Source organism: Saccharothrix coeruleofusca (assembly GCF_014648515.1).
Classification (GTDB): domain Bacteria; phylum Actinomycetota; class Actinomycetes; order Mycobacteriales; family Pseudonocardiaceae; genus Actinosynnema; species Actinosynnema coeruleofuscum.
Genome location: NZ_BMRG01000009.1, coordinates 274 through 24,969, shown reverse-complemented (window position 1 = coordinate 24,969; position 24,696 = coordinate 274). Strand labels below are relative to the sequence as shown.

25 protein-coding genes are annotated in these 24,696 nt (G+C 72.8%); 10 read left to right on the top strand and 15 right to left on the bottom strand.

Annotated features, from left to right (window positions below; genetic code table 11):
- The first annotated feature begins 46 nt into the window (after positions 1-46).
- Positions 47-1,204 (top strand): GTP-binding protein, encoded by a 1,158-nt coding sequence (locus tag IEZ00_RS21585; protein ID WP_189225126.1) that lies wholly within the window; start codon positions 47-49, stop codon positions 1,202-1,204.
- A gap of 43 nt (positions 1,205-1,247) precedes the next feature.
- Here the strand turns inward: IEZ00_RS21585 and IEZ00_RS21580 are convergent, their stop codons facing one another.
- The 6 genes from IEZ00_RS21580 to IEZ00_RS21555 are packed head-to-tail and all read right to left on the bottom strand — an operon-like array spanning position 1,248 to position 8,274.
- The gene (locus IEZ00_RS21580) at positions 1,248-2,906 is read right to left on the bottom strand and encodes a TIGR03773 family transporter-associated surface protein (RefSeq protein WP_189225125.1); all 1,659 of its coding nucleotides are present in this window, start codon (positions 2,904-2,906) and stop codon (positions 1,248-1,250) included.
- Positions 2,903-4,309: a choice-of-anchor M domain-containing protein gene (locus IEZ00_RS21575; protein ID WP_189225124.1), complete on the bottom strand. Its 1,407-nt coding sequence runs from the start codon at positions 4,307-4,309 to the stop codon at positions 2,903-2,905. The genes IEZ00_RS21580 and IEZ00_RS21575 overlap by 4 nt, the downstream gene beginning before the upstream one ends.
- Positions 4,306-5,175 (bottom strand): anchored repeat-type ABC transporter permease subunit, encoded by an 870-nt coding sequence (locus IEZ00_RS21570; protein WP_189225123.1) that lies wholly within the window; start codon positions 5,173-5,175, stop codon positions 4,306-4,308. The genes IEZ00_RS21575 and IEZ00_RS21570 overlap by 4 nt, the downstream gene beginning before the upstream one ends.
- Entirely contained in the window at positions 5,172-5,924 is a 753-nt protein-coding gene (locus IEZ00_RS21565) for an anchored repeat-type ABC transporter ATP-binding subunit (protein ID WP_189225122.1), read from the bottom strand. Before IEZ00_RS21565 ends, IEZ00_RS21570 begins: the two co-directional genes overlap by 4 nt.
- A complete protein-coding gene (locus IEZ00_RS21560; protein WP_189225121.1) occupies positions 5,921-6,757 on the bottom strand; it encodes a TIGR03773 family transporter-associated surface protein in 837 nt (278 codons plus the stop codon). The genes IEZ00_RS21565 and IEZ00_RS21560 overlap by 4 nt, the downstream gene beginning before the upstream one ends.
- On the bottom strand, positions 6,745-8,274 hold the full coding sequence (locus tag IEZ00_RS21555; protein WP_189225120.1) for an anchored repeat ABC transporter, substrate-binding protein: 1,530 nt from the start codon (positions 8,272-8,274) through the stop codon (positions 6,745-6,747). Before IEZ00_RS21555 ends, IEZ00_RS21560 begins: the two co-directional genes overlap by 13 nt.
- A gap of 232 nt (positions 8,275-8,506) precedes the next feature.
- Between IEZ00_RS21555 and IEZ00_RS21550 the strand changes: the two genes are divergently transcribed.
- The 3 genes from IEZ00_RS21550 to IEZ00_RS21540 all read left to right on the top strand — a co-directional run bounded on the left by IEZ00_RS21550 (position 8,507) and on the right by IEZ00_RS21540 (position 10,408).
- On the top strand, positions 8,507-9,154 hold the full coding sequence (locus tag IEZ00_RS21550; protein WP_209620185.1) for a choice-of-anchor M domain-containing protein: 648 nt from the start codon (positions 8,507-8,509) through the stop codon (positions 9,152-9,154).
- Complete coding sequence (locus IEZ00_RS21545) at positions 9,151-9,786, top strand: choice-of-anchor M domain-containing protein (protein ID WP_189225118.1); 636 nt, start codon at positions 9,151-9,153, stop codon at positions 9,784-9,786. Before IEZ00_RS21550 ends, IEZ00_RS21545 begins: the two co-directional genes overlap by 4 nt.
- Positions 9,787-9,973: 187 nt before the next feature.
- Positions 9,974-10,408, top strand: coding sequence for a VOC family protein (locus IEZ00_RS21540; protein ID WP_189225117.1), 435 nt, complete (start codon positions 9,974-9,976; stop codon positions 10,406-10,408).
- A gap of 46 nt (positions 10,409-10,454) precedes the next feature.
- Here the strand turns inward: IEZ00_RS21540 and IEZ00_RS21535 are convergent, their stop codons facing one another.
- Genes IEZ00_RS21535 through IEZ00_RS21525 form a run of 3 tightly spaced genes read right to left on the bottom strand, consistent with a single transcriptional unit; the run spans position 10,455 to position 13,280 of the window.
- Complete coding sequence (locus IEZ00_RS21535; RefSeq protein WP_229795968.1) at positions 10,455-11,162, bottom strand: ABC transporter ATP-binding protein; 708 nt, start codon at positions 11,160-11,162, stop codon at positions 10,455-10,457.
- Between the two features lie 56 nt (positions 11,163-11,218).
- On the bottom strand, positions 11,219-12,313 hold the full coding sequence (locus IEZ00_RS21530) for a FecCD family ABC transporter permease (RefSeq protein WP_189225115.1): 1,095 nt from the start codon (positions 12,311-12,313) through the stop codon (positions 11,219-11,221).
- Positions 12,306-13,280, bottom strand: a complete 975-nt coding sequence (locus tag IEZ00_RS21525) for an ABC transporter substrate-binding protein (RefSeq protein WP_209620196.1) — start codon at positions 13,278-13,280, stop codon at positions 12,306-12,308. Before IEZ00_RS21525 ends, IEZ00_RS21530 begins: the two co-directional genes overlap by 8 nt.
- Positions 13,281-13,439: 159 nt before the next feature.
- Between IEZ00_RS21525 and IEZ00_RS21520 the strand changes: the two genes are divergently transcribed.
- On the top strand, positions 13,440-14,621 hold the full coding sequence (locus IEZ00_RS21520) for an MFS transporter (RefSeq protein ID WP_189225313.1): 1,182 nt from the start codon (positions 13,440-13,442) through the stop codon (positions 14,619-14,621).
- Positions 14,618-15,352: a TauD/TfdA family dioxygenase gene (locus IEZ00_RS21515; RefSeq protein ID WP_209620199.1), complete on the top strand. Its 735-nt coding sequence runs from the start codon at positions 14,618-14,620 to the stop codon at positions 15,350-15,352. Before IEZ00_RS21520 ends, IEZ00_RS21515 begins: the two co-directional genes overlap by 4 nt.
- A 45-nt stretch (positions 15,353-15,397) precedes the next feature.
- Here the strand turns inward: IEZ00_RS21515 and IEZ00_RS21510 are convergent, their stop codons facing one another.
- Entirely contained in the window at positions 15,398-16,600 is a 1,203-nt protein-coding gene (locus IEZ00_RS21510; RefSeq protein ID WP_189225113.1) for an FAD-dependent monooxygenase, read from the bottom strand.
- 92 nt (positions 16,601-16,692) lie between these two features.
- Here IEZ00_RS21510 and IEZ00_RS21505 point away from each other — a divergent pair, with 92 nt between their 5' ends.
- Positions 16,693-17,331 carry a TetR/AcrR family transcriptional regulator C-terminal domain-containing protein gene (locus IEZ00_RS21505; RefSeq protein ID WP_189225112.1) on the top strand — a complete coding sequence of 213 codons (639 nt, stop codon included), beginning with the start codon at positions 16,693-16,695 and terminating at the stop codon, positions 17,329-17,331.
- 186 nt (positions 17,332-17,517) lie between these two features.
- Entirely contained in the window at positions 17,518-17,916 is a 399-nt protein-coding gene (locus IEZ00_RS21500; RefSeq protein WP_189225111.1) for a hypothetical protein, read from the top strand.
- A 53-nt stretch (positions 17,917-17,969) separates the two neighbouring features.
- Here IEZ00_RS21500 and IEZ00_RS21495 read toward each other — a convergent pair whose 3' ends face one another.
- From IEZ00_RS21495 to IEZ00_RS21485, 3 genes are all read right to left on the bottom strand, one after another.
- Positions 17,970-18,521: a carbonic anhydrase gene (locus tag IEZ00_RS21495; protein WP_189225110.1), complete on the bottom strand. Its 552-nt coding sequence runs from the start codon at positions 18,519-18,521 to the stop codon at positions 17,970-17,972.
- Between the two features lie 33 nt (positions 18,522-18,554).
- Positions 18,555-19,022, bottom strand: a complete 468-nt coding sequence (locus IEZ00_RS21490) for a redoxin family protein (RefSeq protein WP_189225109.1) — start codon at positions 19,020-19,022, stop codon at positions 18,555-18,557.
- Positions 19,023-19,352: 330 nt separating this feature from the next.
- Positions 19,353-19,673 (bottom strand): hypothetical protein, encoded by a 321-nt coding sequence (locus IEZ00_RS21485; protein WP_189225108.1) that lies wholly within the window; start codon positions 19,671-19,673, stop codon positions 19,353-19,355.
- A gap of 409 nt (positions 19,674-20,082) precedes the next feature.
- Here IEZ00_RS21485 and IEZ00_RS21480 point away from each other — a divergent pair, with 409 nt between their 5' ends.
- The gene (locus IEZ00_RS21480; protein ID WP_189225107.1) at positions 20,083-21,453 is read left to right on the top strand and encodes a helix-turn-helix domain-containing protein; all 1,371 of its coding nucleotides are present in this window, start codon (positions 20,083-20,085) and stop codon (positions 21,451-21,453) included.
- A gap of 1,019 nt (positions 21,454-22,472) precedes the next feature.
- Here IEZ00_RS21480 and IEZ00_RS21475 read toward each other — a convergent pair.
- Both IEZ00_RS21475 and IEZ00_RS21470 read right to left on the bottom strand, forming a co-directional pair.
- Entirely contained in the window at positions 22,473-22,652 is a 180-nt protein-coding gene (locus IEZ00_RS21475) for a hypothetical protein (RefSeq protein ID WP_189225106.1), read from the bottom strand.
- 25 nt (positions 22,653-22,677) lie between these two features.
- Entirely contained in the window at positions 22,678-23,484 is an 807-nt protein-coding gene (locus tag IEZ00_RS21470) for an SDR family NAD(P)-dependent oxidoreductase (protein WP_189225105.1), read from the bottom strand.
- Between the two features lie 65 nt (positions 23,485-23,549).
- Here IEZ00_RS21470 and IEZ00_RS21465 point away from each other — a divergent pair, with 65 nt between their 5' ends.
- Positions 23,550-23,933, top strand: a complete 384-nt coding sequence (locus IEZ00_RS21465) for a MerR family transcriptional regulator (protein WP_189225104.1) — start codon at positions 23,550-23,552, stop codon at positions 23,931-23,933.
- Positions 23,934-24,696 lie beyond the last annotated feature (763 nt).

Below are 24,696 nucleotides of genomic sequence, written 5' to 3'. Positions count from 1 at the left end.
TCCGCCCGCGCGGGCGGAGCACACCGCCCCCTACCAGGAAGAACCCATGACCACCGATCCGCGAGTTCCCGTCACCGTGCTGTCCGGCTTCCTCGGCGCGGGCAAGACCACCCTGCTCAACCACGTCCTGGCCAATCGCGGGGGACGCCGGGTGGCGGTGGTGGTCAACGACATGAGCGAGGTCAACATCGACGCCTCGCTGGTGTCCGGCCGGGGCGGTGAGCGCCTGGTCGAGCTGACCAACGGCTGCATCTGCTGCACCCTGCGCGAAGACCTGCTGGAGAGCGTCGGCGCGCTGGCCCGCGAGGGCCGGTTCGATGCCATCCTGATCGAGTCCACCGGCATCTCCGAGCCCATGCCGGTCGCGGCGACCTTCGAGTGGACCTTCGAGGACGGCACCAGCCTGTCCGACCACGCCCGGTTGGACACCACGGTCACCGTGGTCGACGCCTCGACCTTCCTGTCCGAGCTGGAACGCGGCGACCGGCTCGACCAGCGCGGGCTCGAAGCGGCCGACGGCGACGAGCGCGGCATCTCCGACCTGCTGGTGGACCAGGTCGAGTTCGCCGACGTGCTGGTGCTCAACAAGACCGACCTCGCCACTCCGGAGCGGCTGGCCACCACCGAGGGCTTGTTGCGCGAGCTCAACCCGGCCGCCCGGCTGATCCGCTCCCACCGCGGCGTGGTGGACATGGCCGAGGTGCTCGACACCGGCCGCTACGACCCGGTCAGCGCCGCGACGTCACCGGGCTGGGCGCAGGAGCTGGCGGGCTCCCACACCCCGGAGACCGAGGAGTACGGCATCCGCTCGGTCACCTACCGCGCCGACCGCCCGTTCCACCCCGCCCGCCTGGCCGCCGCGCTGGAGGACTGGACCGGCGTGGTGCGCAGCAAGGGGTTCTGCCACCTCGCCAGCCGTCCGAGCACCCTGGCCGTGTGGTCCCAAGCGGGCCCGAACATGACCATCGAGCCGGGCGAGTCGCTCACCGGCCACACCGCCCGCCAGGAGCTGGTCTTCATCGGCATCGGCCTGGACCCCGACGAGCCGCGCCGCCGCCTGGACCCGGCCCTGCTCACCGACGCCGAACTGGCCGCGGGTCCCACCGCCTGGCGTCGCATGGACGACCCGCTGCCGCCGTGGGACCTCGACCCGCACGACCACGAGCACCACTTCCCGCCCTCCCGCCACACCGCGGAGCTGTGAAGGGGGAGGGCTCGGCCGGCCCTCCCCCCTCCCTGAACGCCCGTCAGCCGCCGTGGGAGCGCCTGCGCCGCGCCAGGACCAGTGCCAGCGCACCGGCGGTGGCCAGCACGACCGCGAGCAGCACGATCGTGCCCACACCGCCGACACCGGTGGAGGCCAAGCCCGCCGACCTCGGTGCCGCGGCCACCGGCCGCGTGGTCGTGAGCGGGCCGGTGGTGGCCGTGCCGGTCGGGGCGGGCGTGGTGGACGTGGTGGACGTGGTGCTGGGCGGCGCGCAGTCCTCGCCCGCCGTGGGGTCGACGTCGCCGACCGCGATGGTGAACACGTCGCGGTCGGCGACCGCGCGGCCGTCGGCGAGGGTGGCGGTGACCTCGACGGTGATCCGGTAGACGCCTTCGCCGCCGAACGCCCAGTTGGCGTGGGCGTGGGTGCCCAGGGGGACGGTGATGGCGTCGGGCAGGCCGTCACCGGAGTCGACCAGCACGGTCGGGGCGATGCCGGTGAGGAAGACCGCCACCTCGCCGGGACCCTCCACAGCGGACAGGCTCACCTCGACGTCGCCGCTGACCTGCTGCGGGGTGAGGGACTCGGTGTTCCAGCCCGCCCACACGACGCCGGGGACCTGGGTCTGCGGGATGAGCCACACCGGGGTGCCGGGCGCCCCCAGGAAGGCGTAGGCCGGGTCGGCGGGCACGGTGTTGCGTGCTTCGGGGACCACGTGCAGCACCACGTCGGCAGGCTCCCGCCACACCGCCCGCTCGGGTCCGGCGGCGCCGTCCTTGACCCCGGTGCGCAGCGCGCCGTCGAGCAGGCGCGGGGCGATGAGGTCGACGTGGCCGTCGTCGAGCACCACGCACGACTTCGGAGGGGTGGATGGCGTGGTCGTGCTGGCCGTACTGGTCGTCGTGGTCGTCGTGGTCGTGGTGGTGGACGGCGTCGAAGAGGACGCGGGAGGCGAGGAGGACGACGAGGGCGGGGTGCCCGTGCCGGGCCTGACGGTGCTGGGATCGACCGCGCCGACAGCGATGGCGTAGGTCGTGGTGTCGCGCAACGGCGTCCCGTCGGGCGTGGTGGCCTCGACGGTGAAGGTGAGCCGGTAGACGCCCTGGGCGGAGAACGTCCAGTTGGCGTGGGCGTGGGTGCCAGGGACCAGCGGGGTGCTCTGGGGCAGCGGTCCGGAGGTGTCGAACACGCGGGGCAGCGGCTCGCCGACCGGGCCGGTCTGGAACACGGTGAGCTTGCCGGGGGCGGCGCTGCCGGGCGCGTCGCCGCCGATGGCGTCGAGGGTCCAGCGCACCGAGTCCGGGGCGACCCGGTCCGCGGTCAGGGACTCGGTGTTCCACCCGGCCCACACCACGTCGGGGTTCTGGATCTCGGGGATGAGCCACAGGTCGCTGCCCACCGGCCCGAGGAAGGCGTACTCGGGGATGTCGGGCACCTGGATGACCGATTCGGGCTTGACGTGCGTGACGACGTGCTCGGGGTCGTGGATCGTCGGCGGCTCGGTGCTGCCGTCCTTGTAGCGGATCTTCAGCGCGCCGTCCACGACGGCGGGCGCGAGCAGGTCCACGTGGCCCCGGTCGACCACGGGTGTGGCGTCCTGGGCGAGGGCCGCGGTGACGACCGGGGTGGAGGACAGCGCGGCCAGCGCGGCGGCCGCGAGCGCGCCGAGCGCTGTCCGGCGGCGGGTCGAGGTGGTCACGGCTCCTCCGGGGCGGGGCGGCGGCGGGTGAGGACGAGGGCGGCGGCGCCGGTCGCGATGAGCACGAGCGCCAGGCCCGCCGTGGCGGGGATGCCGACGGGGCCGGTGGACGCCAGGCGGTTGGGCGTGCCGCTCTGCCGGCCGGTGCCGGTGCCGGTGCCGGTGTCGGTGTCGGTGCCGGTGTTGGCGGGCCGCTGGTCGGCCGGAGTGCCCGCGCCGTCACCGACGACGAACGTGTAGGTCTCGGTGTCGGTCAGCGCGCCACCACCGGCCCTGGGCGCGCTGACGGTGAAGGTGAGGCGGTACCGACCGGGCTCGGCGAACACCCAGTTGGCGTGCGCGTGGGTGCCCAGGGCCGCGGAGTGGGTGTCGGGCAGGCCGTCGGTGCTGTTGAAGATGACGGTCGGGGCGCCGAACGAGCCGGTGGTGAACAGGCCGAACGCGCCTGGCCCGTCGACCGCGGTCAGCGCCCAGGTCACCGGCCCGGACACCTCGGCCGGTCGCAGCTCCTCGGTGGACCAGCCGGTCCACAGCAGGTCGTTGCGCTGGGTCTGGGGCAGCAGGTGGACCTGCTTGCCCGCCCCGCCGAGGAAGGACAGCTGCGGCTGCGCGGGGAGCGCGGTGCGAGCGGCGGCCGTGACGCGGAACTCGACGTCGGAGGGTTCGCGCCAGGTGGCGGTGCCCGCGACGGTGCCGTCCTTGACCTGGAGGTGCAGGCCGTCCGGGAGCAGGCGGGGTGCGACGGCGTCGACGTGGCCGCGGTCGAGGGTGACCCGGCCCGTGGCGGTCGGCGGCGGCGCGGCGGCCGCTGCCCCTGGCCGCGGTTGTGCCGCGGCGGGGGCCGGGACCTGCGGGAGCGCCCTCGGTTCGACCGTCGTCGGGTGCCTGCCGGTCTCCGGCCGGGTCACCTCGGCGACGACCAGCCGGTAGTCGCGCTCGGCGGCCAGTGGCCTGCCGTCGAGCGAGCGCGCTTGGGCGCGCACCCTCAGCACGTGCTCACCGGGGGCGGGCGCGTCCACCTCCAGGGTGCCGGTGGCGCCGACCGGCAGGACGGCGGGCAGGCCGACCTGCTCCTCGGGGGTCGGTCCGTCCTGCGCCGCGGGTTCGGCGGGATCAGGCGGGACCAGGAGCGACGCGCTCAGCGTGACGGCATCACCGAACACCGTGCCGGGTTCGACGCCGGCGGTGTCCCAGTCCAGTTCCACCCGGTCGTCCCCGGCGGGCACTTCGACGGACGCGGACGGGGCGTCCAGCGACAGCCCGCCGCCCTCGGCGTCGAGCACCACGTCCGCGGTGGGTTCGTCGGTCGGCGTGGTGGGAACGGGTTGGGCGCTCGCGGTCGGCGTCGCCACCAGCAGCGCGGCGGCCACGCCGAGCAGCGCGCCGGTTCGGGCGTGGGTCACGGCTTCTCCTCGGCGGGGGCGGCGGTCCGGCGGGTGCGGGTGAGCAGGCCGTGGCGGGGCGCGAAGAACCAGCACAGCAGGAAGATCGCGGTGAGGGTCAGCACGATCAGGCCGCCCGCGGCCAGGTCGAAGGCGTAGGACAGGTACAGGCCCAGCACGCCGCCGCCCGCGCCGATCAGCGGGGCCAGCAGCATCATGGCGCCGAGGCGGTCGGTGAGCAGCCTGGCCGCCGCGGCGGGGGTGACCAGCAGGGCGAGCACCAGGATGTTGCCCACCGCCTGCAGCGAGATGACGATGGCCAGGGTCACCATCACGTGCAGGGCCAGGTCGAGCCAGAACACCGGCAGCCCGACCGCGCGGGCCTGCTCGCGATCCAGCGTCGCGGCGGTGAACCGGCTGTTGAGCACGCCGGTGGTCGCCAGCAGCAGCGCGCCGATCACCGCGACCGACACCACGTCGGAGTCGCTGATGCCCAGGATCGAGCCGAACAGGAACGACTCCAGCGACCCGCCGTAGCCGGGAGCGGTGCTGAGGATGACGATGCCCAGGCCGAAGGAGCCCGCGAAGAAGATCCCGATGACCGAGTCCTCCTTGAGCCTGCGGTTCTGCGTGAACACCGCGATCAGCAGCGCGGTGACCACGCCCGCGACCGCGCCGCCGAGCACCAGGTTGGTGCCGAGCACGAAGGCGACCGCGATGCCGGGGAAGACCGCGTGCGAGACGGCGTCGCCGATGAACGCCATGCCGCGCAGCACCACGTGGCTGCCGATCACGCCGCACACCAGGCCGGACATCAACGCCACCAGCAGGGCCCGGCGCCAGAAGTCGTACTCCCACGGGGCGGTCAGGAACTCCAGGGCCGTCACCCGGTCACCCCCAGTGCCTTGAGCAGCTGCTCGGCGCGATCCAGGCCGAAGGTGCGCAGCCAGATGTCGGTGTCGGCCAGCGCGCTCGGCGCGCCGTCGGCGACCACGGTGCGGTTGAGCAGGCACAGCCGGTCGCACAGCGCGCTGGCGGCGGCGAGGTCGTGGGTGGTCATCAGCACCGCCACGCCCTCGTCGCGCAACCCGGCCAGCAGGCCGCTCAGCAGCTCCTGGGTGGGCACGTCGATGCCGGTGAACGGCTCGTCCAGCAGCAGCACCCGCGGTCGCAGGGCGAGCGCGCGGGCGACCAGGACGCGCTGGCGCTGACCGCCGGACAGCTCGCCGACGGGCCTGGTCCGCAGGTCGGCCATGCCGACGCGGTCCAGGGCGTCGGCCACGGCTTCCCGGTCGCGGGCGGTGCGGCGGCGCAGCAGGCCGGTCAGGTGGGTGCGGCCGGTCGCGACCGCGCCTTCCACCGTGATCGGGAAGTCCCAGGCGAACTCGTGGCGCTGCGGCACGTAGCCCAACGACCCCTGCGCCTGGCGCGGCGTGCGGTCGCCCACGACGACCGCGCCCCGGTGGATCGGCACCAGCCCCAGCGCGGTGCGCAGCAGGGTCGTCTTGCCCGCGCCGTTGGGCCCGATCAGGCCGACCAGCTCGCCCCGCCGCAGGCGGAAGTCCACATCGGACAGCACTTCCCGGCCGCCCAGGTGCACGGTGACGCCCCGGACGTCGAGCACGGGGGCGTTCACCGGTCCCCCCTCGCCGCCCGACGGGACCGCGCGGCGAGCAGCGGGGTGGCGATCAACCCCGCCACGAGCACGGCTGCCAGGGCGACCCAGCCCCACGGCGTGCCGGAGGAGCCCTCGTCCGCCGCACCGGCCTGCCGCGCGGCGGACGTGCTCGACGGCCCGGCGCTCCGCTCGACCGCGGCGAACGCCGCCGCCGGGTCGCCCGGCCCGACGTGCACCTTCAAGGTCGCGCGATCCGAGCGGCCGTCGGCGGTGGCCATCTCCACGTCGAGGGAGTAGGCGCCGGGGGCGGTGAACACCCAGTTGCCGTGGGCGTGGGTGCCCGGCTCGACACCGGTCTGCTGCGGATAGGGCCGCCGGCTGCTGAAGACCGTCTCGGGTGCGCCGAAGCTGCCGTTGAGGAACAGCTCGAAGCGGCCGGGTCCGCTCACGCCGTGCAGGCGCCAGTCCACGCCACGCCCGGCGAGGTCGCGGATGCTGGGGTCCTGGGTGTTCCACCCCGGCCACACCACGCCCTGCGCCTGCACCTGCGGCAGCACCCAGATGTCGCTGCCTGCTGCGCCGAGGAACGCGTAGGCGGGGTCGTCGGGGACGGTGTTCTTCGCCGCGTCGGCCACTTGGATCACCACGTCGGAGGGTTCGCGCCACACCGGTTCCCCGCCGGTGTCGTCGCGGATCTGGACCACCCAGTCGCCCTCGACCAGTCGTGGACCGAGGTCGACGTGGCCGTCCGCGACGACCACCGGCGCGGCGTGCGCGGTGTGCTGGCCGAGCATCAGCGCGGCGAGGACCGCGACGACGGGCGCGGCCAGGGCTCGGGTCAGGCGAGGCACCGGGCGACCTCCTGCGCGTTGTGCCGCATCATGTCCGCGTAGCTGCGGGTGCGCTCGTCGAAGGAGTCCCCGTACAGCAGGCACACCCGCACCCCCTGGTCGCGGGCGACCTGGGTGAGCACCGAGGCGCGCTGGGCGAGGTTGGGTTCCATGAACACGGCGGGGACCTTCAGGTTGCGGATGGTCTCGGTCAGCTTGCGCACGTCCTCGACGCTGGGTTCCTGCGCGGGGTTGGGCACCACGAACCCCGCCACGCTCATCTCGTAGGCGTGCGCGAAGTAGCCGAAGCCGTCGTGGGTGGTGATCAGGTGGCGGCGCTGCCGGGGCAGGGCCGCCACGGTGTCGCGGACGTGGGCGTCCAGCTCGTCGAGGCGGGCGGTGTAGTCGCGGGTGCCGCGGTCGTAGTCGGCCGCGCCGTCGGGGTCGGCGGTGCGCAGGGTGTCGCGGATGACCTCGGCGTAGGCGCGGGCGTTGCGCACGTCCTGCCACAGGTGCGGGTCGATCTCGCCGTGCACGTGCTTGCCCAGCACCGCCTGCGGCAGCTGGTGCACCGACGCGCCCGCGGCGCCCAGGAACGCGAACCGCTGGTCGTCGGGAACGGTGGTGATCGCCTTGTTGGGCACCTCGATGACCGCCTCCGCGGCGGGCACGACCTGCTGCGAGGTGCCGCCCGCGCGGTCGTTGAACGTGTACAGCTCACCGGTGTCCAGGTCGACCGTCAGGTCGGTGTGGCCCTCGTTGAGCACGGTGGGCGCGATGCCGCCGGGGTCGACGCCCACCGCGAAGGCGAAGGTGCCCTCCCCCAGCGGGACCGGGTCTCCCCCGTCGTTGAGCAGGGCCGCCCGCAAGGTCAACCGGTAGGTTCCCGGCGCGGTGAACGCCCAGTTCAGGTGGGTGTGGGCGGCCGGGGGCAGGGTGGTCGAGTCCACATCGGACAGACCGTCGCCGGAGTCGAAGTACGTCACGGGCTTGCCCAGCGACTCGGTCAGGTAGGCCACGAGCTCGCCGGGGCCGTCCACGGCGGTCGCGGTCAGCCGCACCTGCGAGGTGCGCGTGGCGCCGCGCTGCTTCCCGTCACCGCGCACCCGCAGCCCCAGCCACAGCACGTCCAGCCCGACGTTCTCCACCAGCGGGATCACGTTCGCGCCGTAGGTCTCCGACGCCTCGGCCAGGGAGACGTTCGGCGTGCCCTCGCGGGCGTTGGCGTCGACGGCCTTGATCAGCCGCTGTTCCTCCAGCAGCAGGTGGTTGGTGAACGTCACGTCCGCCGCGGCGATCTTCTTGGCGTCGGCGGGCGTGGGCTCGTAGGAGTGCGGGTCGCCACCGGGCGGCACCAGCGAGTCCACCCGCACCCGATCACCCCCGACGTTGCGGACCAGGTCGGCCAGGATCTCGGTGGTCGTGACCACGGACAACCCGTCTCCCGCGCCCCCGGCGGCGGAAGACGTGCACGCGGTGGCGGCGACCACGAGCACGCACAGGGCCGCGGCGACGCGCGAGGGCGCACGCACTCGCATCTGCTCTCCAACCTCCAGTCGCCCGTTCGCCGGACCGGCGGGGCACCGCGAAACTAATACAAACGACAACCGTTTTCAATGGGCCGAACGGAGCCCGCCCCCGCCGGGCGCACCGTGCGCCACGCGCCGGAGGAAGTGCTCCGTTCAGCCGTATTGGAAACGATAATCATGTGTAATGCTCCCGTGGCGGCCCCACCCGGCCGCGCCACCGCACGATTGGAGTGCACCCACAGTGCGCACGACTGCACGCATCGCCCTGCTCCTCGCCGCGACGGCCGGCCTGTCCGGCGTCGTCGCGGCGTCCGCCACCGCCGCCCCGGTGGTCACGATCGACACCGGCCACGTCGACGTCTTCGGCGTCGCCTACGAGGACGGCGCGTTCGACCTGCACGTCCACGACGAGGCCGCCGAGGCCGAGTACTCCCCAGCCGAGGTCCTCCTGGTCGCCAAGTCCCAGGCGAGGACCACCGTGCCCGCGGACCCCGCCTACGCCTTCCTCGGCGCGCCGGGCAGGCCGGTCTGGGTGCTGCCCGAGGTCGAGGACACCGGCCTGCTGTGGCCGGGCATCGCCGCCGAGGAGGTCGAACCCGACGTCTTCGTCGACGGCTCGCTGCGCCTGAACGTCACCCGCGTCCACGGCCCCGGCGACTTCAGCATCTTCACCACCGACGCGGTCGGCGCCCCGAGCGTGCTGGTGGACAGCGGCAACGGCCTGCCCGACCGGTTGGCGCTGACCCCCGGCGGCCACCAGCACGCCAACTGGGCGTTCGAGGCGCCCGGCTACTACACCATCACCGTCCGCGCCGCGGGCACGCTCGCCACCACCGGCGAGCGGGTCGTGTCCGAGCCCGCCACCTACCGCTTCAAGGTGAACCGATGAGCACCCGCCTCTCCGCCGCCGCACTCGTCGCCGCGCTCGCCCTGCTCCCGACGGGCACCGCCCACGCGGCCACCACCCTCTCCTCCGGCCACGTCGACGTCATCGACGTCGACTGGACCGGCAGCGCGCTCACCCTCGACCTGCGCGACGGCACCGTCTCCCCCGCCGTCGACCGCGACCCGTCCGCGGTGACGCTCAACGCCGTCCCGGCGAGCAAGTCCACCGTGCCCTCCAGCAGCGCCTACGCCTTCCTCGGCGCACCGGGGTCGACCTTCTGGGTCCTGCCCCAGAGCCAGGTCAACGGCGTCCTGTGGCCCGGCTTCGACACCGCGGGCGTCCCCACCGGCGTGCTGCTGAACAACTCGCTGACCGTGAAGCTCGTCTCGGTCACCGGGCCCGCCGACTTCAGCGTCTACACCACCGGCTTCGGCGGGTCCGTGAGCGTGTGGTTCGACAGCGGCAACGGCCTGCCCGACAGCCGCGCGCTGGCCATCGGCGGCCACGCCCACGCCAACTGGGCGTTCGAGGCGGCGGGCACCTACACCGCCACCTTCGAGGTCACCGCCACCGGCGCCACCGGCGGCGCGCTCACCAGCGGCCTGAAGAGCTACACCTTCACCGTCCAGCCCTGATCGACCGGAGTCCCGGCACCGCCCAGCCGGTGGTGCCGGGACTCGGGCTCAAGCGCGTTCACCTCGCGGTGATCAGCCAGGGCCGATCAGCACCGGGCGCGAGTACCCCCGCGACCGGGGTTGCGCCGGCTCGATCGCTCCTCTGATCACGAGCTCGGCCGTCAGACGTGCGCGGTACGGTCCTGCCGTGGCAGCCGGAATCGATCTGACGCTTGATTGCGCGGACGCGCAGCTCCTCGCCGCGTTCTGGAAGACGGCACTGGGCTATGTCGACGAACCACCACCTGCTCCGTTCGCCACGCGCGAGCAGTGGCTCGCGCAGTTCGGCCTGCCGGAGGGCGAGTCCGCGGACGACGGCGCCTGGCTCTGCGACCCTGACGGCGTAGGTCCCCGGCTCTGCATCCTCAAGGTCCCCGAGCCCAAGACGGCGAAGAACCGACTCCACATCGACATCCGAGTGCCGGGACAGGGCAGTCCCGACGAGCGGTGGGCGCGGATCAAGGCGGAAGCCGAGCGTCTGGTGCTGGCGGGCGGGAGCGTGCTGGAGGAGTTCGAGGGACACCACGTGGTGATGGCCGACCCGGAGGGCAACGAGTTCTGCGTCGGCGCGGCCCCGGCGTGACCCGCGTGCCCGCCTCCCCGACCGTCCCTCGTCGCCGCTCGACGGCTCAACGCGCGGGTCCTCGGTAAGCCACCGCGAGGCGGCCCGCGCTGTCGCGGTCGACGTCGGCGTCCACCTCGAACACCTCGCGCAGCAGCGCGGGGGTCAGCACCCGCTCGGCCGGTCCGTCGGCGACGACGCGACCGCGCTGGAGCAGGACGAGCCGGTCGCAGTAGCGGGCGGCCATCGCCAGGTCGTGCAGGGCGACGACCACCGTCCGCGGTGTGGCGGCGGCCAGTTCCATGAGCTCCAACTGGTGGCGGACGTCGAGGTGGTTGGTGGGCTCGTCGAGCAGCAGGCCCCACGTGCGCTGGGCGAGCGCGCGGGCCAGGTGGGCGCGCTGGCGCTCGCCGCCGGACAGCTGCTTCCACGGCCGGTCGGCCAACCCCGCCAGGTCCAGCCGGTCCAGGGCGGCGGCGGCGATCGCGCGATCCGCGGCGGTGGGTCCGCGCCACGGCGAGCCGTGCGCGGTGCGGCCGAGCATGACCACCTCGCCGACGGTCAGATCGCTGTCGGTGTCGGCGGTCTGCTCGACGAACGCCACGTGCCGCGCCCTGGTGCGCGCGGACCAGCCCGTGATGTCGACGCCGTCGTAGCGGACCTCGCCGGAGGTCGGGGCGCGCAGCCCGGCCAGGCACCGCAGCAGCGAGGACTTGCCCGACCCGTTGGGACCGACGAGGCCGACCGTCTCACCGGACTCGACGGTCAGGTCCACCTCGCGCACGATGGTGCGACCGGGAACTCCCCATGACAGGTGTCGCGCTTCGATCCTCACAGCTCTCCCCGCCGTCGCAGGATCACCAGGAACAGCGGGACGCCGAGCAGGGCGGTGAACACGCCCACCGGCACCTCCAGCGGGGCGAAGGCCATGCGCGCCAGGGCGTCGGTCCACACCAGGAAGACCGCGCCCACGACCGCGGACACCGGCAGCAGGACCCGGTGCAGCGGCCCGACCAGGAACCGCACGCCGTGCGGCACGATCAGCCCCACGAACCCGATGGCCCCCACCGCCGCCACGGCGACGGCGGTCATCAGCGAGGTGGTCACCAACACCACCACCCGCACCGCGCGCACGTCCACGCCCAGCGAGGCGGCGGTATCGGCGCCGAAGGCCAACCCGTCCAGTGCCGACGAGCACAGCCAGATCAGCAGCAGCCCGACGGCGCAGGCGACGGCGCACACCACCACCGACTGCCAGCGGGCCGGGGCCAGCGACCCGAGCAGCCAGTGGGTCAGCGCGCGCGTGCTGTCCGCGTCGCCGGTCGCCATCAGGATCAGCGAGGTCAGGGCGGTGAACAGCTGCCCGACCACGACCCCGGTCAGCACTATGCGCACCGAGTCCAGGCCCCGGCGGCGCAGCAGGAGCATCAGCAGCGCGAAGGACACCAGCGCCCCGAGGAAGGCCCCGCCGGTCATGCCCAGCTGGGAGCCCGCGAAGCCGACCACGACCACGACCACCGCGCCGGTGGACGCGCCGGAGGACACGCCGAGCAGGTAGGGGTCGGCCAGCGCGTTGCGGGTGACGCTCTGCAGCGCCGCCCCGCAGACCGCCAGCGCCGCGCCGACCAGCGCGGCCAGCAGCACGCGGGGCACGCGCAGGTCCCAGATCAGCGAGTCGGTCAGCCGGGGCAGCGGCGGCACCGGCAGCCCGAACCGCGTGCCGACCGAGCGGCCGATCTCGGCCCAGCCGATGCCGCCGCCGATGCCCACGCGCACGGCGGCCACCAGGGACACCGCCAGCACGAGCAGGCCGAGCACGACCACGACCAGGCGACGTCCACCCGCGCCACTCGGCCCGGCGGTCGGGCCGGTCGCCGTGACGACGGGCTCGACCGCCGGGTCCAGGAGTGCGGCGGGATCAGCCACGGGCGGCGATCTCGTCGAGCCCGGCGGAGAACGCGCGCAGCGCGTTGACCGTGCGCACCGAGGGGTCCATCTCGATGCCGGACAGCTCGACGACCTTCCCGTCGCGCACGGCCGCCAGCTGCGACACCGCCGGGTGCTCCCGCATCATCGCCAGCTTCTCCCCGGCGCTGTCACCGGGGTTGCCGCGCTCGGACAGGTCGCCGACCACGATCACGTCGGGTTCCCGCTTGGCCAGCTCGTCCCAGGACACCTCCGGCCACTCCTGGTCCACGTCGGCGAAGACGTTGCGCACGCCCGCCAGCTCGCTCATGTGGTCGGCCATGCCGGTCCCGCCCGCCACGTAGGGCATTCCGTTGAACACCGAGTACACCCAGGCGACCTCGATGCCCTCCGGGCGCCGCTCCCCCGCGGCGCGGACCTGCTCCACGATCGCGCGCTGCTCGGACACCAGCCGCTCGGCGCGGTCCGGCACGCCCAGCACCTCCCCCAGGTCGGTGAAGTCGCGGAACAGCCGCTCGAACGGCTCGGTGCGACCGTCGGGGCAGTTGACCGCGCTGACGAAGGTCGGCACCCCCAGCTGCTCCAGCTCGTCGCGCGTGCCCGCGCGGTCGGCGGTGAACAGCTCCTTGAACGAGGCCACCACCAGGTCCGGGTTGGCCGCGCGCAGCGGTTCGGCGGTGAGCACCTTCGGCGAGAGCACGGGGATCTTCGCGTACGCCTCGGCGTGCTCCGGGGCCACCTCGGTCTTGAGGTTGGCCGTGCCGACCACCCGGTCGCCCACGCCCAGCGCCAGCAGCGTCTCGGTGGACGACTGGTCCAGCGCCACCACCCGCCGCGGCGCGTCGGCGAAGGCCAGCCGCTTCCCGCAGCTCTCGATCTCGACCGCGCCGGACGGCGCGGCGGTGCCCGCGGAGTCCTGCGGTGTGGCGCACGCGGCGGCCACGATCGCGGCGGCGAGCACGGACACCAGGCGAGCTGAGCGCGACGTTGGGCGCGACACGGTCCCCTCCACACCTCGAAAGCGGCACCGCTACCCTGAACGATAATCATTGCCAAATCAAGCCCTCGGCGAAGGGAAGTCCGCGTGGTGCACGACGTCGCACCGGCCGAGCACCAGTCGGCATCGGTGTTCCGAAGCCCGTCCTTCCTCCGGCTCTGGACGGGCAGCACCGCCTCCGGCATCGCCACGTGGGCGCTGCCGTTCGTCCTCGGCCTGGCGGTGCTGGAGCGGTCGATCACCGCGGTCGAGCTGGGCGTGGTCCTGGCCGCCCGCACGGCCGGTTTCCTCGCCGCCGTCCCGGTGGCCGGGGTGCTGGCCGACCGGCACTCCCGCCGCGCGGTCGTGCTGTGGGCGGGTCTGGTCGCGGGGGTGGCCGCCCCGGTGATCGCCATGGGCATGGGGCGCTCGCTGGTGCTGATGGCCACCGCGGCGGCGGTCGTCGGCGCCGGGCAGGGCGCCTGCCGCCCGGCGTTCCAGGCGCTGACCGCCGAGGTCGTGGCCGAGCACCAGCGCCAGCGGGCCAACGCCGCGCTGACCCTCTCGGTGCGGGTCACCACCCTGGTCGCCCCCGGCGTGACCGCGCTGCTCGCCGTGGTCGTCGACACCCCGGTCCTGCTCGTCGCCACCGGCGTGCTCTGGCTGGGCGCCGCGCTGATCCCACCCGCCGGAGCCGACCGGGCGCCGGTGCCCGGCGCGCGGACCCGCTTCACCGCCGACTTCCTCGACGGCATCCGCGAAGCCCGCAGGCACCCCTGGTTCCTGGCCGGTCTGGGCGCGCTGACCGCGGTGATCGCCACCGGCTACTCCGCCACCGGCGTGGTGCTGCCGCTGGTGAGCCGCGACCGGTACGGCACCGAGGCCGTGCTGGCCGCCGCGCTGACCGCCTACACCGTCGGTGCCCTGCTCGGCGCGCTGCTCATGGCCCGCTGGAAGCCCCGCCACCAGGGGTGGGCCGCGCTCGCCGGACTGGCCTGCTACGGGTTCGCCCCGCTGAGCCTGCTGGTGCCCGCGCCCGCCACCGCGATCCTGGCCGCCTACGTGCTGGCGGGCGTGGGCATCGAGCTGTTCAACGTGCCGTGGTTCACCGCGACCCAGCGGGAGGTGGACCCCCGGATGCTGGCTCGGGTGTCCTCATTGGACTTCCTGCTCTCCTACGGCCTGGCCCCGGCGGGCCTGGCCCTGATCGCCCCGGCGATCGACCACTTCGGCGCGGGACCGGTGCTGGCCGCGTGCGCGGTGGTCTGCTTCGCCGCTCCGGCCGCCGCCGCGCTCGTGCCCTCCTCGCGCGGGTTCGGGACCGCCCGGTGACCGGCATCGTCCCCGACCGCGTCGACGCCGCCGACCCCCGCGCTCGGCGGCTGCTGGCCGAGGCGGGGGCGGTGGTGCTGTCCGGGCTGCCCGCCGTGCCCGATTCGCTGACCGTGGCCGCGGCCCTGCTGTTCGGCACCCGTCTGCGCGAGCTGTACCCCCACCGGACCCGGCACTCGGTGGACGGCGGCCTGGTGCCGCTGCACGCCGACAGCTTCGACGTGGTCGTCGACGTCGCGGGCACCCCCACCCGACGCCGCCACCCCGACGAGGACCACGTCCTGGTCATGCTCGCCCGGCAGGCGCCCAGCGGGGGCGAGTCGTTCGCCCTCGACGCCCACGCCTTCACCGACTCGCTGCCGCCGGACCTGCGGGCGTTCCTGGCCGACAGCGACGTGGACCTCTACGGCCGCTGGGCGGGCACGCGCGGGCTGCCCGCCACGCCCAGGGTCGGCAGGCACATCGAGCACACCCGCACCGGCAGGCGCATCACCCGCCGCACCGACGGCGCCGTGCCGCTGCACCGGGACCCGGACGCCGAGCGCGTCACCGCCATGCTCGCCCGCTTCGACGACGCGGTCGCCCGCGTCCACCCCGCCCTGCCCCGCTTCACCCTGGAGGAAGGCGACATCCTCGTGCTCGACAACTACCGCTGCTGGCACGGCCGCGACCCGCACACCGGCGAGCGCACCACCCACATCCAGACCCTGCGCACCGCCGACGCCGGGTAGTCCGGCGGGGGCGCGATCCCGTCCGGCACGACGCGGGCACCGTCGTCACCGCGTCGTGCCGGACGAGACCGGGGCCCGCGGTGCGGTGGTGTCCGCCGTGATCCGGCGGTCGTGGACCTTGCGGAGCAGGTCGAGGGCGGCCGAGCGCAGCACCTCGGCCCTGCGGCTGGACGGGACGAACATCTGCTGCTTGAGCCGGGCGGCGCGCTGGTGCTTGGTGATGAAGGGGCGCAATCCCGCCTCCCAGGCGTCCAGGGCGGCGGTGAGGTCGTGGGGGTGCTCCCGCAACGCCGCGCCCAGCGCCGCGCCGCCGCGCAGCGAGGAAGTGGCGCCCATGCCCGAGTAGAGGTTCATGCACCACGCCGCGTCCCCCACCAGCACGACCCGCCGCGCGCTCCACTTCGGCATCCTGACCTGGTGCACCGAGTCGAACAGGAAGTCGTCGGTCTGCTCCAGGGAGTCCAGGACGTGGCGCACCACGGGACTGTCCATCCCGGAGAAGACCGAGCGCAGCCGTTGGACCCGTGACCCGGTGAACTGCTCCTGGATGTCCTTGGTGCGGTAGGTCAGCAGCGTTGTGGGCGCGTGATCGGCGAACCCGAACACCCACACCGCGCGCTTGGAGCGCGCGTCGACGACGCTGTCGCTCGCCTCGAAGGAGGGCACCTGCTCCTTCAACTGGAAGGCGCAGATCATCGCGTTCCACTTCGTCAGGTAGTCCTCGTGCGGCCCGAAGGCGATCCGGCGCACGCTCGAACGCATCCCGTCCGCGCCGACGACCAGGTCGAAGTCCTCCCGGTACCGCGCACCGGTGTCGGCGCTCTCCAGCAGGACCTCCACCCCGGCAGCGCCCTCGGTGATCGCGACCGGGGTGGTGGCGAAGCGCACCTCGACGCCGTCGCCCGCGACGCTCCGCCACAGCGCGGACTCGATGTCGCCGCGCAGCACCGCCGTGGGCCCGTCGGGCTGGTCCAGGAACCTCGGAGCCGGTTTCCGCCTGCCCCTGCGGGTCAACGCCCACGTGCTCCCGTCCGGCTTCCACTCCGGGGTGCGGGTGTGCAGGTGGTCGACGACCCCCAGGTCGACCGCGGCCCGCCTGCCCTCCGGGAACAGCGCGATGAAGTAGCCGCCCGTTCGGCGCTCGGGCGCCCGCTCGACGATCACCGGCGTCCACCCCGCCCGGCGCAGCCCGATCGCCGCGGACATCCCCGCGATGCCGAGCCCGACCACCAGTGCCCTCTTCCGCATGATCGCTCCCCCTCCGGTCACGACGACCGGACTCTCCTTAACTAAGTTAAGCGGCACGGCCAGGGTGCCTGAACACCGTTAAGGTGTCAACCATGACCAAGGGCCTCACCAGGGAGCGGATCGTGGCGGCGGCGCTCGAACTGCTCGACGACAAGGGCATGGACGCCCTCACCGTCCGCGCGCTGGCCACCCGGCTCGACGTCCGCGCGCCCGCCCTGTACTGGCACGTGCGCAACAAGCAGGAACTGCTCGACGAGATGGCCACCGAGGTCATGCGCCGGGTCGTGGGCGCCCTCGCCGCGATGCCACCCGGCGCGGACTGGCGCGAAGACCTCGCCGCCTACGCCCGCGTCCTGCGCGCGGAATACCTGCTGCACCGCGACGGTGCCCGCACCTTCAGCGGCACGCGGATCACCGACCCGGACGTGGTCCGCATGAAGGAACCGTGGTTCGAGCGCTGGATCGCGTCCGGCTGGCGGCTCGCCGACGCCGCAGACGCCGCCGACGTGGTCACCGCGTTCGTCGTCGGCTTCGTCATCGAGGAGCAGGAACAGCGCCAAGCCGCCGAGACCGATCCGACGCGGTACTCGGTCGCCCACCGCGAGGTCTGGCTGGGCGAGGGCGCGTCACTGGTCAAGGCGGCCGGGCGGCTCCACGACGAAGGCGATCGGCGGTTCGAGCGGCACCTCGGCATCGTGCTGGACGGGCTCGCCACCCGGCGGAGCGGTTGAGGCACCCGAAGCCGCGATGAGCGCCGCCCCTGGCGGTGCAGGTCGCCCTCGAAGACCGGACACCGTGATTCACGCCGTGCGGCGAGATCTCGCCGACCTGGGAAACCAAGAAAAATCCAAGACCCGCCCAAGACCGGCGCGACACCATCGGCCCCGTTCCGCGACAGCCCACGGGGAGGGGTCCAGATGGCAGCACGACGATTCGCCACCGCGATCGGCATGGTGATCGCGCTGTTCACAGCCGCCGCGCTGGCGGCTCCGGTCGCGTCGGCGTCCACGGTGGTGAGCAGCGGCAGTTCGGCGAAGGGCGGCTACGGCGTGGCCGGCTTCACCGACGGGGCGCACCTGTACGCGTGCGACGAGGGGAAGCCGGACGGGATGCGCGCCATGGCGTTCCTGTGGGTCTCCGGCCACACGAAAGCCGTTGTCGCGCAGGACTTCAACGGGTCCAACGCGGAGTGCAGCGACCCGTACCTGGTGGTCGACTGGATCGAGGTCGGCACCTCGTACCGGCTGGAGGCCTGCATCCAGGACGGCGCGTCCGGCACGCCCCAGAAGTGCCGCTCGAAGTACGGCGTGTTCTGACCGGCCGTGCCGCCGGTGCCCTGACAGCACGGGCACGGCGGCACGTTCCCGCATCAGTCGGAGGCCGGTTCACCGGGAGCGGCTGCCGCGATGATCGTCTCGACCAGACCGGTCTCCAGCTTCAGGACGTGCCCGGACGCCGTGGCGACGGCGTCGCCGGTGATGAGCGGGCTCGCGAGCAGCCGCCGCACGTCGTGCCGGACCGTCCGCGACGGCTCCGTGACCGCCCTCGCGGCCAGCACCTCCTCGTCGGCCCCCGTGCGCTCGGCGAAAGCCCCGCGGAACCGGTGGTCGGCGAGCAAACCGGACCCGCACTGCGTGTGGTGGATGACAGCGACGTCGAGCCGGACGCCGAGCCGCATCGCCAAGTAGGCGATGTCCTCGACGATCCGGTCGTCGACGCGGCCGCCGACGTTGCGCAGCACCCCGGCGTCCCCGGTCCGCAGCCCCAGGAAGCCCGCGGGCTCGACGCGGGGGTCGACGCAGGTGAGCACCAGGGGCATCCGCTCGGGCATGCGAGCGGGGTCGGGCATCTCGAGGAGTCGGAGATCCGTGGTCGAGGCGAACTCGCGGTTGCGCTCGAGGAGGTCGTGGAATTCGGTCATGAAGTCATCCTTTGAACTTCTCCCACTGGTCCATCAGCGGGCACGGGCGAGCGCGCCCAGGAGTTCGTCGCGGTCGAAGCTGCGTGTCGGCAGGGTCGCCGTGCGCCGGTAGCGGATGGTGTCGTCGTCCGAGACGAGGAAGGTCCCGCTGTGCTGGACGGCCAGGAAGCTGCCCATGCCCACGGTGCCGTGGGCGGTTCCCGACGCCCATGCCGAAACCGCCGACGACGCAACGCGGTCGGCGAGCCGGCGCGCCTCGTCGACGTCTCCGGGCGCGACGAGGACGACCTCGGCTCCGCCCAGCTCGTCCGCCTCGGCGAGTTCGGCCAGCGCACGGGCGTGCTTGAGACAGGCCGGGCACGTGCTCGCCCTCAGGAAGTAGACGACCGTGGTCGCTTTGGCACGCGCGGCATGCAGGTTCGTCCGGACGCCGCTCGGGCTGATCAGGGAGAAGTCCGGCATGAGGGTGCCGACGTCGGGGACGGCGGTGGTCTCGGCCATGAGGTGCTCCTGGGATGGTCGCCGATCGCGTTGCGACGGCACACGAGGATCAGATAGGCAACTAAGCTGCTTATATAGTCAACCTAGCTGCTCAATCTGTCAAGCAGGTTGCCCAATCAGCCTCGCGAGCACGCGAGAACCCCCGGCAAGCCACTCCGACGAAGCCACTTTCCGCCCACAGCCCGAGAATCCGCCGCAACGACCGCTCACTGTCGCAAGTGGACATACGGACAGCAGGGACCAGCGCGCCAGTCCTCCGCGAGCAACCCTCCACCGGTAGCCCCGCAACAGGCCGGCCACGACGCGATCGCGCTCAACGAGCGGAACAGGTCACCCCGCCCAGGACTCCCGAACGGGCGCGGGATGGACGGCAGGAGGCGTCGAGGTGGTCGATCCACCCACGGCGGTGACCGGGGCAGGCGCCGAAGCGGTGGGCGGCCACAGCACCGGGTGCAGGTCCAACGGCACCAGCAATCCCACGGGCACACCACCGTCGTGCAGGTGCCGGGCGGCATCGAGGAAGCTCGCGCACGGCCACGTCATGGTCGAGCACAGCGGACAGCGGGTCTGAGTGCCCGGCATCGGGAGGTGGGCGGCCAGCTCGTCAACCGCCACCCCCACCCGCCCCAGCGGGCTGTCCACGTCAACCATCCGCGCGACCGCATCGCGCCACAGGCCCGCCACCGCGCTCAGCTCCGCTCGCTGCGGACACCGGCCCGGATCACGGCGACCCGGAGCGACCGTCCCACCGTCCCGGCACGCGGCGGCTCATCCGCGCGCGGACTGGGAACACCCCCGGTCAACCCGGCGCGCTCGGTCCTCAGGGCGGCCATCTCGCCCACCTCCGCTCCACCCATCCGGGAAGCACCAGCTCAGGTGCGGTGCCGCGACCCTGCCCCACGTCGACCCCGGCAGGCGAGAAGCCGCACTGCTCCCGTTCACCGCTCACCGCCCCGATCAGCAGACCCGATCAGCGCAACCGATCGGTTTGACCGATCAGACCTCGGCACGGCCACCACCGCGTCGCTACCGTGATCGGCGGACCACGAGCGGAGGCCCCATGAACGTGCTGCCCCGCGAGCAGGCGCTCGACCCGCGCCTGTGGGAGACCCCGCAGATGCGCGAAGCACTGGCCCGGCACGACATCGGGCGGGTGTTCGCGCTGTTGCGCAGGTCGGGGGTGTCGCAGCGGCAGATCGCGGCACGCACCGACCTGCACCAGTCCGAGGTCTCCGCGATCACCCGCGGCCGCGAGGTGCAGGCATACCAGGTGCTGGCGCGCATCGCCGACGGCCTGGGCATCCCACGCGGCTACATGGGCTTGGCCTACGCCGGTGGTACGGCTGCTCCCCTGCCCTGCTCCCCCTGCTCGGACAGCGTGAAGGACGGACCCGTGCGTCGTCGTGAACTGCTCGGCATCGTCGGCAAACTCGTCGTGGGCTCGGCGCTGACCAGCGCCGACATCACCCTCATCAGCACCGACCCGCAACCCACACCGGTACCGGCGCGCCTGGGCGCCGCCGAGGTCGACCAGCTGCGGTCGCTGACCGCAGGACTGCGCGCCTACGACATCGCCCACGGCGGCGGCTCCTGCCGCGAGGCCATCCTCGCCCACAGCCGCTGGGCGGAGTCGTTACTGGGCGCCGACTGCACCGACCCCATCCGCAGGCAGCTGCTGGCCGCGGTCGCCGAAGCCAGGACCCTCGCCGGCTGGACCGCCCACGACCTGGGCCTGACCACCGAGGCCTACAGCCACCTGGTCCGCGCCGTCGAGCACACCCGCGCCGCCGGCGACCCCGCCCACACCGCCATCGTGCTGCACTACCTGGGCCGCGTGCCGCTGGACAACGGCGACCCCGACGAAGCCCTGAAATACTTCCAACTCGGCCAGATCGCCGCCCAGGACGCCCACTCCCCCCTCGCCGTGGCCTTCCTGCACGCCAACCAGGCCGTCGCCTACGCCCACCAAGGCCACCCCGACCACGCCATCAGCTCCCTGCGCCGCGCCGAGAACGAATTCGCCCACGCGGGCACCGACGAACAGGACCGCCCCTTCGCCCGCTTCTTCGACCACACCGCCCTGGACACCGCCGCCGCCCGCGTGCACAGCCACCTCGGCCTAAACGACCCCGCACACCGCGACCAAGCCATCACCCGGCTGCGCCGAACCCTCGACCACACCCCCGCGGACCACGCCCGCCAACGCGCGTTCAACCTCACCTGGCTGGCCACCTGCACCCTTGCCGCCGGTGACCCCGACACCGGCACCCAACTCGGCCACCAGGCACTCGACGCCGTACGCGCGGTCAACTCCACCCGCCTGCTGCACCACCTGGCACCCCTGGCCACCGAAACCGCGCACCACCGCCACAACAGCGACGTCAACGACCTCGCCCACGAAGTCCACCTGCTCCGATCAACCGCCGCTTGATCGGATACCGCGCGGGCCACAGTCCCAGCCGCCCACGTCACGACGCATCTCGCCGTCGCCCGGTGGCGCTGTTGTCGAGGCTGGACATCGCCTGCAGTCCGATCAAGCTTTCCGCTTCCCGATGACGTCCCTCGTGGTCAGCGATGAACCGACATATGGGTCCGGCCACGCCCTCAAGTACCTGATCGCGCTCACCGGATAGCCGGATGATCAACTACTTCAGGTCAAGCCGAGCCCGTCAAATCGCCGTGTCCGCTGAGCAGTTGGAGCCAGCCGCCGCAGGTACCCCGGTGAGTGCCCGCAGACCGGCCCCCTGTCCTGACCACTCAGTGCCAGCCCGCACAAACCGATGCTAAAACAGCGGAACGCCGTGTAAAGTGCCTGGTCAGAAAGTGTCTTCCCCGCGCGAGCGGGGGTGGTCCTGGCTGTCCCTGCGCACAACTACTTTCCGTTCAGTCTTCCCCGCGCGAGCGGGGGTGGTCCCGCCTCGGGCAGTTGAACGCCATACCCCGCACGGTCTTCCCCGCGCGAGCGAGGGTGGTCCCGGGTCCAGGCCCACCGCACGTCGTAGCCGCAGTCTTCCTGCGCGAGCGGGGGTGGTCCCGTACTCGCGCACCTCCTGCGGGTCGTCGTCGAGTCTTCCCCGCGCGAGCGGGGATGGTCCCGACCTGGCCACCCCGGCGGACCGGCCCGGCTGGCCTTCCCCGCGCGAGCGGGGATGATCCGGTGGCCCGAGGATCACGCTTGGTTCGTGACCGCCGAACTCGACACCCCTTGCACCTACCTCGGCTGCGACCGCGCCGTCGCCGACGCCCTGGCTGCCACCGAGCCGGAGACCTTCGAAGTGGCCCCTACGACCCGACATCGACCTGACCATCCGACACCGGGGTCTCGGTCTGCGCGGACCCCACCCATCCGGTGGCAGGACTACAGCCCGTCCTGAGCGAGCACAACGCAGAAGCGCAAACACGCGCCAATGCGGTGACGGTAGTAGCCAAGCCGTACCCGAGAAGGTGCGGTCAGCGCTGCTCAGTGGATGCGGCGGGCGGGTCGGGATGCGGTACCGCGTGGCTGGCGAACCGGGTCCGCGTCGCGGTCACCCGTGACAGCGCGGGCGAGCCGATCCCGGTCAGGTGGCGGGGCGAGGAGATGTCCAGCGTCGCGAGGACGGCTACGGCCAACAGGGAGAAGCGCGCCATCCAGCGGATGCGTCGTTCCGGTCTGCTAATCGCCCTCTCGGGCCGCCTTGCGGAAGAACGCCCCGGTGATCCGGGCTGCCGCCTTAGGCGGGAGGACGCGGCCGAACATGAAGGCTAGAAGGGCGTTGACCCAACCGTCGACGACCACGGGGGCGCGGCTGCGCAGAGCAGCCATGACGGTGTCCGCGACCTGCTCGGGCTGCCGCGTTCCGGGAACGCGGCGGAGGTTCATCGGTGTGGCGGTCGAGCCGGGGCTGACCGCCACGACCCTGACTCCGGTGCCCCGCACCTCGTGCCAGAGCGATCGGGTGAAGGAGACCACGAACGCCTTCGACGCCGCATACGTGGCGTTGTAGGGCCCTGGCGTGTACGCGGCGGTGCTGGCGATGTTCACAATCGCGCCCCGGCCGCGAGCCACCATGGCGGGCAGGAACAGCGCGGTCGTTTCGGCCACTGCGCCAGCGTTGAGGTCGACCAAGGCGCGGATCGTCCGCGGATCGGTATCGGCGACCGCCCCGACCTTGGCGGCACCCGCGTTGTTAACCAGAATGTCGATCTCGATGCCCGCCTCCGCCAACTGCTTGGCCAAGCAGGTGGGGGCATCCTGCTCCGACAGGTCCAATGGCACGGGCAGCACGTCGACCTCGTGCTCGGCGTGCAGTCGCTGCGCCACGTCCTCCAAGCGGGCGGCGTTGCGCCCCACTACGACCAGGTCCATGCCCTGTGCGGCCAGCCGTTGTGCGAGGGCGGCTCCGATGCCCGTGCCCGCACCGGTGACCAGCGCGACGCGCCGATCGTTGTTCCGCTGTTCGCCCTGCTCATTCGCGCTCATGACAGCGACGCTAAACTTTCACGTTGACGTCAATGTCAAGTCCGGTGCGGCCAGGAGGTAGCGTCATGCGGATCGGGGAGCTCGCCAAGGCCACCGGGGTCAGCACCCGCGCGCTGCGGTACTACGAGGAGCAAGGTCTGCTGCTCTCCGAACGGCGCACCAACGGCTACCGCGAGTACGACGAGCAGGCAATCCGCCAGGTGGCCTTCATCCAGGACCTCTACCGCGCGGGCCTGCCCTCCGAGGTCATCCGGGAGGTCATCCCGTGCGCCGGGTCGAAGCAGCCCACCGGCGACTGCGCCGCGCTCGTCGCCCGTGCCCGGCAGGTCCGCGACCAGTTGGCGCAGCAGGAGCAGCAGCTCGCCGAGCGACGCCGGATGCTGGAGCGCTACCTCTCCGGCGCTGCGGTCCCGACCGGCCTGGCCACCTCGCCTTCACAAGACTGCTGACTCGTCAACAGGGGCAGAGGACGTGCCTCAGGGTTGTCTTCCCCGTGCGAGCGGGGTGGTCCCCCGAGGCCGTGCCGGTGGGGAAGCGCTGGCACGTCTTCCTCGCGCGAGCGGGGGGCGCTGGAACAGCTTGGCGTCCGGATTTTCCAGCGCGTCTTTCCCGCACGAGCGGGATGGTCCGGCGGCCAAGGCCCTGACCGACACCGAGACCCGGTTTTCCCCGCGCGAGCGGGGATGGTCTCTGTTCGACGGCCGCCGCCCGGTCAGCAGGCGTATCTTCTCGCGCGAGCTGGGTGGTCCATGGTGGTGGAGCCTCGCCCGGTGGATCGACTGGTCTTTCCCGCGCAAGTGGGTCCGGGCGGTCCCTCTCCGCGCTTGACCGCCCCGTGGCCGGGCGTGCTCATGACCGACTGGCCTCCGCCAAGGCGGATGACGACACCCTGGTAGTCAGCATCCCCACCATCTGCGGCCTGGGCTACCAGGGCACTCCAACCATCCAGCCCCATTGCAAAGTCCCGACCCCACCAACCACACCCAGGGACAAGGCGAAGACCGGCATCAACGGGTCCGCAAGCCGTCGAGCGCCCCATCCCCCACCCCTCAAAAACGGGAAGACCCCAGCCACCGGCTACCGGGCACGGCTGACCGATACCGCCCGCGTGTACTCCGGTGTGCCGTACCGGGCACACCGACGTCGTCCAAATTGGGCGGGCTCAGGTCGCGACCCGGCCCAGCAACGCGCTGGCCCTGGTCGGGCGGGTCC

What these genes read in the sequence shown, in the direction of transcription:
- IEZ00_RS21475 (WP_189225106.1), bottom strand. Translation starts at nt 22,652, where the DNA reads ATGGCGCGCTTCTCCCTGTTGGCCGTAGCCGTCCTCGCGACGCTGGAC.
- IEZ00_RS21465 (WP_189225104.1), top strand. Translation starts at nt 23,550, where the DNA reads ATGCGGATCGGGGAGCTCGCCAAGGCCACCGGGGTCAGCACCCGCGCG.
- IEZ00_RS21480 (WP_189225107.1), top strand. Translation starts at nt 20,083, where the DNA reads ATGAACGTGCTGCCCCGCGAGCAGGCGCTCGACCCGCGCCTGTGGGAG.
- IEZ00_RS21485 (WP_189225108.1), bottom strand. Translation starts at nt 19,673, where the DNA reads ATGGTTGACGTGGACAGCCCGCTGGGGCGGGTGGGGGTGGCGGTTGAC.
- IEZ00_RS21490 (WP_189225109.1), bottom strand. Translation starts at nt 19,022, where the DNA reads ATGGCCGAGACCACCGCCGTCCCCGACGTCGGCACCCTCATGCCGGAC.
- IEZ00_RS21585 (WP_189225126.1), top strand. Translation starts at nt 47, where the DNA reads ATGACCACCGATCCGCGAGTTCCCGTCACCGTGCTGTCCGGCTTCCTC.
- IEZ00_RS21470 (WP_189225105.1), bottom strand. Translation starts at nt 23,484, where the DNA reads ATGAGCGCGAATGAGCAGGGCGAACAGCGGAACAACGATCGGCGCGTC.
- IEZ00_RS21495 (WP_189225110.1), bottom strand. Translation starts at nt 18,521, where the DNA reads ATGACCGAATTCCACGACCTCCTCGAGCGCAACCGCGAGTTCGCCTCG.
- IEZ00_RS21500 (WP_189225111.1), top strand. Translation starts at nt 17,518, where the DNA reads ATGGCAGCACGACGATTCGCCACCGCGATCGGCATGGTGATCGCGCTG.
- IEZ00_RS21555 (WP_189225120.1), bottom strand. Translation starts at nt 8,274, where the DNA reads ATGCGAGTGCGTGCGCCCTCGCGCGTCGCCGCGGCCCTGTGCGTGCTC.
- IEZ00_RS21510 (WP_189225113.1), bottom strand. Translation starts at nt 16,600, where the DNA reads ATGCGGAAGAGGGCACTGGTGGTCGGGCTCGGCATCGCGGGGATGTCC.
- IEZ00_RS21545 (WP_189225118.1), top strand. Translation starts at nt 9,151, where the DNA reads ATGAGCACCCGCCTCTCCGCCGCCGCACTCGTCGCCGCGCTCGCCCTG.
- IEZ00_RS21505 (WP_189225112.1), top strand. Translation starts at nt 16,693, where the DNA reads ATGACCAAGGGCCTCACCAGGGAGCGGATCGTGGCGGCGGCGCTCGAA.